Origin of the sequence: Mycobacteroides chelonae CCUG 47445, assembly GCF_001632805.1 — a bacterium.
Taxonomy (GTDB): Bacteria; Actinomycetota; Actinomycetes; order Mycobacteriales; family Mycobacteriaceae; genus Mycobacterium; species Mycobacterium chelonae.
Window position 1 is genome coordinate 2382352 of the sequence record NZ_CP007220.1, and the last position, 13885, is coordinate 2396236.

A 13885-nucleotide genomic window follows, 5' to 3' on the forward strand; every position below is an offset into this window, starting at 1 on the left:
TACTATCGGCCCATGACCACATCGGCAATGCCGCCGGATGTTTCTGGATTTGGACGCGTCACCCAAATTGCTTGGGTTACTGATGATCTCGATGCCACGGAAAGCATGCTCAGTGCCGTATTCGGGGTCAAGAAATGGACACGAATTCCAGATGTGCACTTCGGCCCCGACTCATGCACCTATCGCGGTGCACCGGCCGACTTCACCGCGACCATCGCGCTGAGCTACCTCGACGACATGCAACTCGAACTGATCCGCCCGGTCAGCGGTGTAAGCATCTATTCGGAGTTTCTGGAACAACATCCCCCGGGGCTGCACCACGTATGCATGGAACCGCCCGACATCGACGCTGCGGTCCAACAGGCCACGGCACGCGGCATGGCAGTGGTCCAAGACGGTGTGATGCCCGGCGGTATGCGCTTTGCCTACCTCTCGGCACCTGAGGCCGCGTTGCCGTACATGGAACTGGCCCATGTCCCGTCCGAAATCCGGGCGTTCTACGACTACATCAAGAGTGAGCAGGCATGAGCGCAGCGATACCGGAAACCGTAGCGGTCCAGGACGTCACGGAGTGGTCTGACGAGGTAGATGTACTGGTCATCGGATTCGGCATGGGAGGCGGATGTGCCGCCGTCTCGGCCGCCGAGGCGGGCGCACGCGTACTCGCGCTTGAGCGTGCCGCCTCTGCGGGCGGGACCACTGCCATGGCGGGCGGGCATTTCTACCTCGGCGGCGGCACCGCGGTTCAGGAGGCCACCGGACACGCCGACAGCGCCGACGAAATGTACAAATACCTCATGGCGGTATCGCCGGATCCTGATCCGGAGAAGATCCGTCTGTACTGCGACGGAAGCGTCGATCATTTCAATTGGCTTGAGGCGCTGGGCTTTCAATTCGAACGCAGCTTCTATCCGGAGAAGGCGGTCATCCAGCCCAACACCGAAGGGTTGATGTTCACGGGCAACGAGCTGGTGTGGCCGTACCGCGATCAGGCCGTTCCGGCGCCACGCGGACACAAGGTGCCCAAGCCCGGCGACACCGGCGGTGCGGGCATGGTCGTGGACCTGCTCGCACGGCGTGCCGACGAGCTCGGTGTACCCATCCGCTATGAGACAGGCGCCACGGCGCTCATCCTCGACGAGGAGGGTGCGGTCGTGGGCGCCACGTGGAAACGTTTCGCGGAAACCGGTGCGATACGCGCGAAGTCAGTGATCATCGCGGCGGGCGGATTCGTCATGAACCCCGCCATGGTGGCCGAGTACACCCCCAAGCTCGCCGAGAAACCCTTCGTGCTCGGCAGTACCTACGACGACGGTCTCGGCATCAGACTCGGGGTGTCCGCGGGTGCGGGCACCTGCAACATGAACCAGATCTTCGTGACTGCTCCGGTGTACCCGCCGTCGGGATTGCTCACCGGAATCATCGTCAACAAGAACGGTGAACGATTCGTCGCCGAAGACTCCTACCATTCCCGCACCTCTGGGTTCGTGATGGATCAGCCCGACAGTGCCGCCTACTTGATCGTCGACTCCGAGCACATGGATCGACCGACCCTGCCGTTGACGCCGTTCATCGATGGCTGGGAGACCGTCGCGGAAATGGAAGCGGCGCTGGGCATCCCGGCGGGAAACCTCGAGAAGGCCTTGCAGCGGTACAACGAACATGCCGCCAGGGGAGAGGACCCCGACTTCCATAAGTACCCGAAATACCTTGCCGCGCAGGGAACCGGTCCGTGGGGTGCGTTCGATCTGACCCTGGGTAAGGCGATCTATGCGGGATTCACGCTGGGTGGGCTTCGCGCGGATGTCGACGGACGCGTGCTCGCCGAATCCGGGGAGCCGATATCGGGGCTCTATGCGGCGGGCGCCAGCGCTTCGAACATTGCTCAAGACGGGAAGGGCTACAGCAGCGGAACCCGGCTTGGCGAAGCGTCGTTCTTCGGCCGGCGCGCGGGTTCGCACGCGTCAGCAGGGGTATCCACCGGCTAATCCGATCTGGCACGCTATGTGAGGCCGGTCACAAACGTGCATCAAATGGTCGTCCCATGGGATAGCCGGTGGGTGACCATCGACATGTCGCCTAGGCTGGGCGCAACGGAAAGGTGACTCCAATGGCGGAGGTCTATACCAGCAACGGGAACCGGCCCGCGCCGGCCCGTAAGATCCGCAAGCTGGCCAACGTCGCACTGAACATCGATGGCACCGTCGGACATATCGAATCGATGGCTGTTGAGGTGCACGACCTCACCGATCGGGTGGGTTCGATGCTCGACCACCTGGACTCCAGCCTGGAGCGGCTCGACGACTCCCTGGACTCGCTGAACCTCACGTTGAACAATCTGGCCGAGACCACCACGACCCTGGCTAACACGATGACGAGCCTCGAGACCCTCATCGACGTCGTCAATCCGCTCATCCGCGTACTGAAGGTCGCGCTCTACCCCACGAAGATTGTGCTGGATTTCGCCGACGATCGGATCGCCCAAGTCGAACGCGCGCTGCACCGGTAGGGCTTCCTTCCCTGGTCATCCCCGGATACTCCCGGCGTTCGATTAACATACATACCGGATTGTCGGTAATGTCTCATCGACGTAGGTGACGAGGACGAAGGGAGTCGCGATGAGCGATTCATCCGATCAGCCCCGGAGACCCCGGAAGCTTGATCCGGTTTCCGCCGAGATTCAGTTCGATCGGCTGGCCGCCACGGCCGGTCAGCTCCTGAAGGCCGGATCGCGCATCCTGAGCCAACGCCCCACCGAACGCGACCTGCGTCAGGTGGTCGCCAAGGAAATGCGTCGTTCATTTGCCGAGCTCGGCCCCGCCTACGTCAAGTTTGGCCAGCTCATCGCGTCATCGCCGGGGATGTTCCCCGAGGACCTCTCCGCGGAGTTTCGGTCGCTGCTCGATCAGGTACCACCGGCGAACCCGCAGACCATTCGTTCCATGCTCACCGACGAGCTCGGCGCCCCACCCGAGGACGTGTTCGGGTCCTTCGATGAGGTTCCCTTTGCCTCGGCGTCCATCGCCCAGGTGCACAAGGCGACACTGAAGGACGGCACCGCAGTCGTCGTCAAGATCCAGCGCCCCGCGATCCGCACCAGACTCGCGGCCGATCTGCAGATCCTCAAACAGATCGCCCGGGGCCTGGAACTCACCGAGATGGGCCGCATGTCGAACATCTACGAGGTGATGCAGGACTTTGAGGCGAATCTCGCCGAAGAGCTCGACTTCACTCTGGAAGCCCAGGCCATGCGGGACTGGACCGCCGGCCTCGCGGGCTCCAAGTACGCGCCGAAGGTGCGAGTACCGCAACTCTATTCGGAGCTGTGTACCGACAAGGTGCTCACCATGGAGTACGTCGAGGGCGTCCGGATCGACAACGCGGATGAGATCCGTGCGGCCGGCTTCGACGGCCCCGAGGTGGTCAAGACCCTCATGCTGACCCTTTTCGATTCGGCGTTCGCCGCGGGCACCTTTCATGGCGATTTGCATGCAGGAAACCTGATGGTGGACCCGCAAGGGCGAATCGTGTTCCTGGACTTCGGAATCGTCGGCCGCCTCGATCAGCGCACCCGCAAGACACTCCGCGAGTTGATCGGTGCGCTCATCATCGAGCCCGATGACGAGGCGGCCGCGCGCACCCTGATCAAATTGGGGGCCATCGATCCCGGCGCCGACCCGGCCAAGGTCGCCGAGTCGCTCCGGAAGGTCACCCGTCCTATGGGTACCTCATTGGGCAAGATCTCTTACGGCACGATCGGCCGGCAGCTCACCGCGTTGGGGCGCGAGCATGACGCTATCCTCCCCAAGGAATTCATCCTGGTGGGCAAGCAGCTGCTCTATGTCGAGCGGTACACCAAACTGCTTGCGCCGGACTGGCAGCCGGTGGGGGACCCGGAAATACTCACCTACTTCGGCACCTTGATATCGGAGTATCAACAGGCCCGCGAAGAAATCAAGGACGAGGTCGGAGAATGACACGCACCGCCGGAAGCCCAGCACGGCCTGCTACCCGCGATCATCGTGCCGGGCGACGCACCCAGGAAGAACGCAGCGCCGCCATGCGCAGCAGGCTCCTGGACGCCACGGTGGATTGCCTGGTCAAGTATGGATACGCGGGCACCACCACCACGCGCGTGGCGCAACGCGCCGGCGTCACCCGTGGTGCACTTGTGCACCATTTTCAGTCGAAATCCGAGCTTCTCGGAGAATCGGTGCGGCACTTGGCGTTCAAACAAGGCCAGGAGATTCTTTCCGAGCTGATAGCGCTGGACAGTGAGAGTGGAACCGACTTCGTCAGCCGTTGTCTGGATGCACTCTGGCGAATGCACCAGGGGTCGATGTTCATCGCCACCATGGAGCTATGGATTGCCGCGCGAACCGATCCTGAACTATCGGCTCAGATGGACCAGTTCGAATTTATTGTGATGCAGCAGTTCTCGACGCTGGGTCAATCGGTGAGTCAGACCGACGAAGAGCTGCGAGTCATTCGCAACATCACGCTCACCGCCATGGACGCCGTTCGTGGGATCTTGGTCAACAGCATGACCGCACCGCAGGAAGCTCGTGATCAACGCTGGGCGCGCGCCAAGTCGATGCTGCTGAATATCGTCGAGTCGCCAACGGTCGGTGCGCCACTGGATTCCGCGTTACGCACCATCGACACCGGGAAGCTCAGTCTTTCCGACTAGCGCTGGACTCGCGCGCCGCTGCTTCCTCCATGCGTGACTGCTCGGCCTGGATCACCATGTTCCCGAAATATCCGATGAAGGATGGATCCGAGAGAATGGCCCAGTCGGGCGCCAGCAGCTTCATGTAGCGCTCCACATACAGCAGCTGCTTGGAGATCAGTACCAGCTCGCGCGGGAGCCGCACGTCGTATTCCTTGGCCATCATCGCCAGCTGCTTACCCAGCTGACCGTAGGAGATCGCCGAAAGCTTGGATTGCTGTAGGGGATTGGTGAAATCGGAGATGGTCTTGGCGGCAGTTGTGGAATCGGCCGGCTTGCCTCGATCGCCGATGGCGCCGAGTTTGTAGATGCCGCGGGCCACTGCCGCATGATCGTTCTTGACGAACAGATCGACCATGATCTCGGTGAAGATCTTGCGGCTGCGTTCGTCGATACGGCCAACGATCCCGAAGTCCAGGAAGACGATTCGGCCGTTGGAATCCACCAAGAGATTGCCCGCATGTAGGTCTCCATGAAAGAGCCCCTTGTGAAATCCCGTCTCGAACAGTGAGTAGACGATGGCCTTGACCAATCCGACCCCGTCGAAACCGGCCGCGGCGAGTTCGGTGACGTTGTCGATGCGGATTCCCTCGACGTACTCCATCGTGAGTACCCGTTCGGTGCTGTATTGCCAGAACACCTTGGGGACTCGCACCTTATCGCCGTACTCGGTGTCGGCCAAACTGGCGATCCACTGCTCCATGGCGTGGCCCTCGGCCGCGAAATCCAGCTCCTCATTGAGGTTCTGCTCGAAATCCTCGATGATCTCGGTCGCATTGGTGGCGCGGCCCAGATCGGTTTTCACGACGACCCGCGCCAGCCGGCCCCAGATTCGGATGTCGGCGGCCAATCGGGTGCGGATCTTCGGCCGCTGTATCTTCACCACCACCCGTTCACCTGTCTTCAAGGTGGCGTGGTGCACCTGGGCTATGGACGCAGAGGCGAAGGGGTGCTCGTCGAATGTTGCGAATATCGTTGCCGGATCGGCGCCTAACTGCTCCCGTACGGTCTGGTGGATCAGTTCGGATGATGCCGGCGGAACTCTGTCGAGCAGAGTGCGGAATTCGTTGGACAGCGCCTCGGGAAAGACGCCGGGTGAGGAGGCGATGAGCTGCCCCAGCTTCACGTAGGTGGGGCCCATCAGGGCGAAGGTCCGGCGCAGCTCGTGTGCCGCGCGCACCTCCAGCGACTTCCCGCGACGGGGCCGCACCAGCAGTCGGGCTCCCGAGCTGGCCAGTCGGGACGCGGCGATGCCGACGCGTCCGACCTCCACTCTTAGCGGGGGCGGATGCAACGTGACCCGCGGGCGGGTGATCTCGATATCGATCGCCCCCCTGGCCGGTTGCGAATTCGCCGTTGCCGCGACGAATTCCGAGGTAGATTCGGGGAGGTCGGGCTGTTGTATCCCGCTCTCGGACAGTCCAGTGGCGAGGGGCGCCGCGTCGTTGCCCGCGCCCTCGGGGGTGGTCATGAGCGCCACTGTAATACATACGAGCACAGTTGTATGTAACGTGCGCCGAGCTACTGCCGGGTAGCCGCCGAATCGGGCTCATCCGCCCACAGGTCTGTCGGTATTTGACGGCAGTACACCTGCATTTAGTCGGCTGGAGGTGCGAGATCAGCGGTAATTGCATCTTACATACACGAGGGTATGTATGTTACGTTCGGAACCGCTGGTACCAATCCGTGCCAGACCATTGACAAAGGAGTCTTCCGCCCATGTCCGAGCTGCACTCCAGCATCGACCTCCCGTACAGCATCGACAAGCTCTGGTCGGTGTTGCCGGACCTCAACAAATACGACGAGTGGATGACCATCCACACCGGATTCAAGGGCGACGTCCCGGCGATCGAGGACATCAAGGTCGGCACCAAGTTCTCCGAAATCGTCACCCTCATGGGCATGGCCAACACGGTCGAGTGGACCGTGCAGGAGTTCACCCCGGCAGACGAGGTGCTGTCCGCGAAGAAGGGCGCCTTCAAGCTGGGCGGGACCGGTATGGCCGGAGTCGAGGCCATCATCAAGTCGAGTGTCGAGGAAATCGATGCTGACAACACCCGGGTGAACGTGGACTCGTCCTTCACCGGACAGATGCTCACCGGGGCAATCGGCACGGCGATCGACAAGGCCGTGCAAGAAGAGCTCGAAAACTCCGTCGCCCGCCTCAAGGAGTTGCTGGCCAAGGAACTCGGCTAACCGAGTCTGCCGACGTCGATCACTTTCACAGGAGAAAGCAGGAGACATGCTCGACTGGTCACCCATTGACCTTGCGGTGCGTGACGCCGTTCGCCAGTTCATCGACAAGGAGGTCAGGCCTCACGTCGATGCGCTGGAGTCCGGCGAGATGGAGCCGTACCCCATCATCCGAAAGATGTTCGCAACCTTCGGCATCGACGCTCTTGCCAAAGAGGCGCTGCAGAAGCAGATCGAGAAGAAAAAGGCCCGGGAGGCCGCACTGGCGGCCGGTCAGCCGCTAGAGGACTCCAAGAAGTCCGACGGCGGGGGAGTCATGGGGCTCGCGGGCGGGTCGGCCGGTATGGGTTTCGTGCTCACCAGCGAAATCTCGCGTGTCTGTATGGGTTTGGTGACAGGGATGGGCGTGAGCATGGGCCTGACCGTCCCGACCATCGCCTCCCGCGGCACGGCCGCACAGATGGAGCGCTGGCTGCCGGAGCTGGTCACCTACGAGAAGGTGGGTGCGTGGGCCATCACCGAACCCGACTCGGGCTCGGACGCATTCGGCGGCATGAAGACGTATGTCACCCGCGACGGGGAGGACTACATCCTCAACGGCCAGAAGACCTTTATCACGAACGGGCCCGATGCCGATGTGATCGTCGTCTACGCCAAGCTGGATGAGAAGGACCCTTCGGTCGACAAGCGAGACCGCACGGTACTGACCTTCGTTCTCGACAAGGGCATGGAGGGCTTTACGCAGTCGAAACCCTTCCGCAAGATGGGTATTCACAGTTCCCGCACCGGCCAGTTGTTCTTCGAGAACGTCCGTCTGGGCAAGGACCGGCTCCTCGGTGAATCCGAAGCCAACGATCAGGGCGACGGCCGCGACAGCGCCCGCGCCAACTTCTCGATGGAACGTATCGGCGTGGCGGCGCTCGCACTCGGAGTCATCGAGGAGTGCCTGCGGCTCTCGCTGGACTACGCCAAGACACGCACCCTGTGGGGCAAGGAAATCGCCCAATTCCAACTGATCCAGCTCAAGCTGGCCAAGATGGAAGTGGCCCGGCTCAACGTGCGGAACATGCTGTTTCACGCCATCGAGAGCCTCTCGGAGAACAAGACGCCGTCCCTGGCGGAGGCCTCGGCTATCAAACTCTATTGCTCTGAGGCCGCCACCGATGTGGCGATGGATGCCGTGCAGCTCTTCGGCGGCAATGGCTACATGACCGAGTATCGCGTCGAACAGCTGGCGCGTGATGCCAAGTCGCTCATGATCTACGCCGGCAGCAATGAAGTTCAGATCACCCACATCGCCAAGGGACTGCTCGCGGGGTAGTCGTGTCTTATGGCCTGCCGTGGCCTCGCCCATGCGAGGTCACGGCAGGTTGTCATCTGAGCCACACCTGACCGCGCAGTAATATTGCTGAGGCTTCACGCTGGTTCGCCGTGCAGTGAGCACTCGACATCGATGTGACATGGCACACATACGGTCACGTCATGTGACCGGCAAGCCGTAGATCCGCTAGTCGCCGCCATGTTACTTTTCGTTCAATTCGAGTGAAAGATATCACTCGTAGGCGCTTTTTCAGCGGTGAGAGGCGGTTTCTGATGACGGCGGTCCATGAACCTCAGGACATCGAGATACGCGCGAGAGATGTCTCATTCGACTTGAGTGATACGCCGTTGCATTGGATTCCCAATGAGCCCGTTGCTTCCAATGTGCTCAGTGTTCTACACATCTTGGTGCCGGAGGCCGAGAGATGGTTCTGCGCTACATTTGCTGAGGCATTGCCTTATGTAAAGGATGAGAAGCTCGCCCGCGAGATGCGCGGTTTCGTGGGCCAGGAAGCTATGCATGCTGAAGTTCATGACCGTGCAGTCGGTGAATTCCTAGAGGCTCACGGCATCAATACCGGGCCCTACCTGCGTCAGTCTGAATACTTGTTCCGAAAAGCGCTGGGGCCCCTGCGATCACGGTCGGCACGTGCGCGCTACAACCACCTCATTCAGCGACTATGGCTTATTGCCGCTGCCGAGCACTACACGGCAGTGCTTGGCGACTTCGCGCTGAACGCCACCTGGGTCGAGCACAACGCCGACCCGGCGATGACGGACGTCTTGCGCTGGCACGGTGCGGAGGAGATGGAACACCGCAACGTGGCCCATGATGTCGCGAATTACTTCAGCACCAGCTACTTGCAGCGCAGCCGTGCCATGGCGCTGGTCGCAGTCGGTCTGATCCCGGTGCTCACCCGCGGGATCTTTCTTATCCTGCGGGAAGATCCAACGGTCAATTACTCCTATCCACGATTCTGGATCGAGTACTTCAAGGCCGCACGCCGCGGGCTCCTGCCCGGACTTTGGTCTTTGTTCTCGGCGACATTCACTTACTTCCGGCCCAGCTTCCTTCCGGAAGAGGTCGGTTCGACGGCACAGGCCGTTGCGTACCTGGCTTCCTCGCCGGGCGCACGGAGTGCCGCCTTGTGAACACCGACCTCACATCGCGGCGATCTCATAGCTCGCCGTTCCTGCCGCTGGACGCGGAGATCTCGAAGGTGCCGCCCAGTGTCCGCGGCAGATTCGTGCGCGATCCATTGCTGTTGGCCGCCCGTGGAGTACGCGAAATACTCGGGGCGTCCTTCAGTCTCCTCGCGCCGTTTTCTACGCAAGCCGAACCTCCCGAAGTCAATCGGATACAAACGTTGAAGGTCGCCCGCCGCGACGTCGTTGCCCACGACGAGAACGTGGTCGCACTGACTCTGACTGCGCCCGACGGTGGTGAGCTCGAACCATGGACCGCCGGCGCGCATCTCGACCTTCTCCTGGAATCGGGGCGGATGCGCGAGTACTCCCTCTGCGGTGACCCTGCGGTCCGTGACAGCTACCGGATCGCGGTGCGCCGGGTGCCAGATGGCGGCGGGGGCTCGATCGAGGTGCATGACACCTTGCATGAGGGCAGCCTCCTGCGGGTCAAAGGACCACGAAATGGCTTGCCCATGGCCGTCCCTGGCTTCGGGTCAGCCGCTCGCCGCCTGCGTTTCGTAGCAGGCGGTATTGGTATCACGCCGATCCTGCCCATGCTCATGACCGCCCAGCGCCTCGGCCTGGACTGGTCGATGGTCTACACGGGGCGCAGCAGGGATTCGATTCCATTTCTCAATGAGCTTGGCGTTTTCGGAGACAAGATCACCGTGCGTACCGATGACGAACACGGCCTTCCCTCCGCGGTCGACCTGCTCGGCGACATTCCCGGTGCGACGGCCGTTTACTGCTGTGGTCCAATCCCGATGCTGGAGCTGCTGCGCACCGCGCTGCTTGATCGCCCAGACGTGGAGCTGCACTACGAGAGGTTCTCTGCACCGCCGGTCGTGGACGGGGCACCCTTCACCGTTGTCCTTGCCCGCACCGGCGAGCGAATCAGTGTGTCGGCAGAGGAGAGCGCGTTGTCGGCGATTCTGCGGCACAACCCTCACGCGGCGTACTCGTGCAAACAGGGCTTTTGCGGGACATGTGAAGTGACGGTCATCGATGGTGCGGTAGAGCACCATGACACCTTGCTCACCGGGCCCGAACGTGAAGCGGGCTGCATGCTGCCGTGCGTATCGCGCTGCGCTGATCGCTCCGGCAGCGGAGAGCTTGTCGTCGACCTGTAGACAGCCGGAACGGTAAGAGCAGCATCACTTTCGGCAGCTACCGATATCGCTCGACACCACGTGGCCGATGTATCAGGCTGAGGCGATGCGGGCGCACCTTCACGCGGATCTGGCGCAGTACTGGGCCCTGGCCGGGCCGCTGTACTCCGCCGATCCCGTGCTGTACACCTTTGAGCTCCATCTGGCGGCGCGCCTGCGGCAGCCGGATTCCGATCCCCCGGCGGCACTGATGACCTTTACCGATCTGGGTCATCTGGTGGGAGCGGCCCTGGGGACCAGCCAGGGGCTCGTCTGCAATGCCATTCCCGCGGCTGGGATCACTGCCGCGGTGAACCTGCTGGCCGACAACGCGATACCGCTGCCTTCGGTGCGGGGGTCGCGTGCGGTGACGTTGGCGGTGGCCGACGCCTGGTTGTCGAGGACCGGCGCCACGGCCTGCGGCACCACTGACGAGCGGCTCTACCGCCTGGCAGATCTCGTAACGCCGCGCGCGGTGGGCGAGCCCTTGCTGGTCGCCGCAGAGGAGATCGAGTCGTTGGTGCCGTGGAGCATCGAATACAGCAGGGAAACCTTTGGCGTCGACAAGCCCGCCGACGAAGCGCGGCGCTGGCTGATTGGCTCCTACCGATTGGGGGACGTCTACCTGTGTTGGGACCATGGCGGGGTCCCTGTCGCGATGGCAGGCGTCCGGGCCCCCATCGAAGGGGTGTCGCGAGTAGGCCCCGTCTACACGCCACCGCCGCACCGGGGCCACGGCTACGGCAGCGCCGTGACCGCGGCGGCCTGCGAATGGGCGCGTCAAGCAGGTGCGCGGGAGATTGTGCTCACCACCGATCTGGCCAACCCCACCTCCAACTCCATCTATCGCAAACTCGGATTCCGCGCCGTCACTGATTCGGTGATCGTGGAATTCGCCTGAAGGCACTCACTGGGCTTAACGATCGTCGCGAAAGGCGCTCCTAGCTCCCTGACGTACCGTGTGCATGTGCGCAAGTCGAACACCGCCTCACGGTTCACCGGGAAGTTCTGGAAGCTCCTCGGTGCCGCTACCGATAAGAACCAGAGCCAGTCGCTGGAGCTCGTGGATGCCTCGAAGAAGTACGACGAGAAGGCCAAGGACCTCACCGACGAACAACTCACCAAGGCGGCCAAGAAACTCGACCTGTCTGAGGGCATCGAATCCAAGGACATCGGCCAGTTCCTGGCGATCGTGCGTGAGGCCGCCGAACGGACCATTGACGAGCGCCCGTTCGATGTTCAGCTGCTGGGCGCCCTGCGCATGCTCGACGGCGACGTCATCGAGATGGCCACCGGTGAGGGTAAGACTCTGACCGGTGCGATCACCGCCGCCGGCTACGCGCTGGGCGGACGCAGTGTGCACGTCATCTCGGTCAACGACTACCTGGCCCGTCGTGATGCCGAGTGGATGGGACCGTTCCTGGAGCGCCTGGGGCTGACGGTGGGCTGGATCACCGAGGAATCCACCGCTGACGAACGCCGTGAGGCCTACGCCTGTGACGTCACCTACGGGTCGGTCAACGAGATCGGTTTCGACGTGCTGCGCGACCAGCTGGCGATCGATGTCGATGCCCTGGTCTCGCCGAGCCCCGATGTCGCCGTCGTCGACGAGGCCGACTCGGTGCTCGTCGACGAGGCTCTGGTGCCGCTGGTGCTGGCTGGAACCAGCCACCGTGAAGCGCCGAGCTCTGAGGTCATCGAGGCGGTCCGTGAGCTGATCGCAGGCGAGGACTACGAGGCCGATAACGACCGTCGCAACATCTTCCTGACCGATACCGGAGCCCGGAAGCTGGAAAAGCAGCTGGGGAACATCGACCTGTATTCCGAGCACCACGTCGGGACCACCCTCACCGAGGTCAATGTGGCCCTGCACGCACATGTGCTCCTGGAGCGCGACGTGCACTACATCGTGCGTGATGGCGCCGTGCACCTCATCAACTCCTCGCGTGGACGCATCGCCACGCTGCAGCGCTGGCCCGATGGCCTGCAGGCAGCTGTCGAAGCCAAGGAGGGAATCGAAACCACCGACACCGGTGAGGTTCTCGACACCATCACCGTGCAGGCACTCATCAACCGCTACCCGCGTGTCAGCGGAATGACCGGCACCGCCCTGGCGGCCGGTGAGCAGCTGCGGCAGTTCTACAAGCTGGGTGTCTCGCCGATCCCGCCCAACACCCCCAACATTCGCGAAGATCAGCCCGACCGCGTGTACATCACCGAGGCGAGTAAGAACGACGCGATCGTCGCGCATATCGCCGAGATCCATGCCACCGGGCAGCCGGTGCTGGTGGGCACGCACGATGTCGCCGAATCCGAGGCACTGCATCACCGTTTGGTGCGTGCGGGGGTTCCGGCTGTCGTGCTGAACGCCAAGAACGATGCCGAGGAAGCCCGCGTCATCGCCGAGGCCGGTGCGCTCAAGGCGGTCACGGTCTCCACACAGATGGCCGGCCGCGGTACCGATATCCGCCTGGGCGGCTCCGACGAGACCGACTACGACGCCGTCGTCGAAGCGGGCGGACTGCACGTTGTGGGCACCGGGCGCCATCGCACCGAACGACTCGACAACCAGCTGCGCGGACGTGCTGGACGCCAGGGTGACCCCGGGTCGTCGGTCTTCTTCTCCAGCTGGGAGGACGAGGTCGTTGTCGCATATCTGGATTCGGCCAAGCTGCCCACCGGGACAGATGAGAATGGGCAGATTGTCAGCACCAAGGCCGGTGGGCTCATCGACCATGCCCAGCGCGTCGCCGAGGGTGCGATGCTCGACCTGCACGCCAACACGTGGCGGTACAACCAGCTGATCGCCCAGCAGCGCGCCATCATCTCCGAGCGCCGCGACACCCTGCTGCGCACCGACACCGCCCGCAAGGAGCTTCAGGAGCGCTCGGCTGAGCGTTACGACGAGCTGGCCGAGGAGCTTTCCGAAGAACGCCTGGGGCGGATCTCACGGGAGATCATGCTGTACCACCTCGACCGGGGCTGGGCTGACCACCTGGCGTACCTCTCCGATGTGCGCGAGAGCATCCACCTGCGTGCGCTCGGGCGGCAGAACCCGATCGACGAATTCCACCGGCTCGCCGTCGACGCCTTCGCATCGCTGGCCGCTGACGCCGTGGAAGCGGCACAGCAGACCTTCGACACCGCGAATCTGGTTGACGAGGAACAGGGATTGGATCTGTCGAAGCTTGCCCGGCCGACGTCTACGTGGACGTACATGATTCACGACGACCCGCGCAAGAACGACAGCCTGTCGATCTTGAACCTGCCTGGCGTCTTCAGCTGACGACAGACCGTCTATTTGCGC

Annotated in this window: 12 protein-coding genes; 11 read left to right on the forward strand and 1 reads right to left on the reverse strand. The window is 62.7% G+C overall.

The genetic code is table 11. The features are described 5' to 3' along the window. Positions 1-12: 12 nt before the first annotated feature. The 5 genes from BB28_RS11675 (at position 13) to BB28_RS11695 (ending at position 4690) form a co-directional block, all read left to right on the forward strand. The gene (locus BB28_RS11675; protein ID WP_046253639.1) at positions 13-528 is read left to right on the forward strand and encodes a VOC family protein; all 516 of its coding nucleotides are present in this window, start codon (positions 13-15) and stop codon (positions 526-528) included. Next, positions 525-1988 carry an FAD-binding protein gene (locus BB28_RS11680; RefSeq protein ID WP_046253640.1) on the forward strand — a complete coding sequence of 488 codons (1464 nt, stop codon included), beginning with the start codon at positions 525-527 and terminating at the stop codon, positions 1986-1988. Before BB28_RS11675 ends, BB28_RS11680 begins: the two co-directional genes overlap by 4 nt. A 122-nt stretch (positions 1989-2110) precedes the next feature. Continuing rightward, positions 2111-2509: a hypothetical protein gene (locus BB28_RS11685; protein WP_030097983.1), complete on the forward strand. Its 399-nt coding sequence runs from the start codon at positions 2111-2113 to the stop codon at positions 2507-2509. A gap of 109 nt (positions 2510-2618) precedes the next feature. After that, a complete protein-coding gene (locus BB28_RS11690) occupies positions 2619-3977 on the forward strand; it encodes an ABC1 kinase family protein (RefSeq protein WP_046253641.1) in 1359 nt (452 codons plus the stop codon). A gap of 83 nt (positions 3978-4060) precedes the next feature. Beyond that, positions 4061-4690: a TetR/AcrR family transcriptional regulator gene (locus tag BB28_RS11695; RefSeq protein WP_030097981.1), complete on the forward strand. Its 630-nt coding sequence runs from the start codon at positions 4061-4063 to the stop codon at positions 4688-4690. Here BB28_RS11695 and BB28_RS11700 read toward each other — a convergent pair. Further along, positions 4674-6200, reverse strand: a complete 1527-nt coding sequence (locus BB28_RS11700; protein WP_081252376.1) for an ABC1 kinase family protein — start codon at positions 6198-6200, stop codon at positions 4674-4676. The two genes, BB28_RS11695 and BB28_RS11700, sit on opposite strands and share 17 nt — an antisense overlap. Positions 6201-6448: 248 nt before the next feature. Between BB28_RS11700 and BB28_RS11705 the strand changes: the two genes are divergently transcribed. The 6 genes from BB28_RS11705 to secA2 all read left to right on the forward strand — a co-directional run bounded on the left by BB28_RS11705 (position 6449) and on the right by secA2 (position 13864). Beyond that, positions 6449-6925, forward strand: coding sequence for a type II toxin-antitoxin system Rv0910 family toxin (locus BB28_RS11705; RefSeq protein WP_030097979.1), 477 nt, complete (start codon positions 6449-6451; stop codon positions 6923-6925). 46 nt (positions 6926-6971) lie between these two features. Next, positions 6972-8243 (forward strand): acyl-CoA dehydrogenase family protein, encoded by a 1272-nt coding sequence (locus tag BB28_RS11710; protein ID WP_046253642.1) that lies wholly within the window; start codon positions 6972-6974, stop codon positions 8241-8243. A 272-nt stretch (positions 8244-8515) separates the two neighbouring features. Continuing rightward, entirely contained in the window at positions 8516-9394 is an 879-nt protein-coding gene (locus BB28_RS11715) for a metal-dependent hydrolase (protein ID WP_046253643.1), read from the forward strand. Continuing rightward, on the forward strand, positions 9391-10560 hold the full coding sequence (locus tag BB28_RS11720) for a PDR/VanB family oxidoreductase (protein ID WP_046253644.1): 1170 nt from the start codon (positions 9391-9393) through the stop codon (positions 10558-10560). The genes BB28_RS11715 and BB28_RS11720 overlap by 4 nt, the downstream gene beginning before the upstream one ends. 85 nt (positions 10561-10645) lie before the next feature. Then, a complete protein-coding gene (locus tag BB28_RS11725; RefSeq protein ID WP_046255762.1) occupies positions 10646-11479 on the forward strand; it encodes a GNAT family N-acetyltransferase in 834 nt (277 codons plus the stop codon). 60 nt (positions 11480-11539) lie between these two features. Further along, positions 11540-13864 carry an accessory Sec system translocase SecA2 gene (gene secA2, locus BB28_RS11730; RefSeq protein WP_162269700.1) on the forward strand — a complete coding sequence of 775 codons (2325 nt, stop codon included), beginning with the start codon at positions 11540-11542 and terminating at the stop codon, positions 13862-13864. Positions 13865-13885 lie beyond the last annotated feature (21 nt).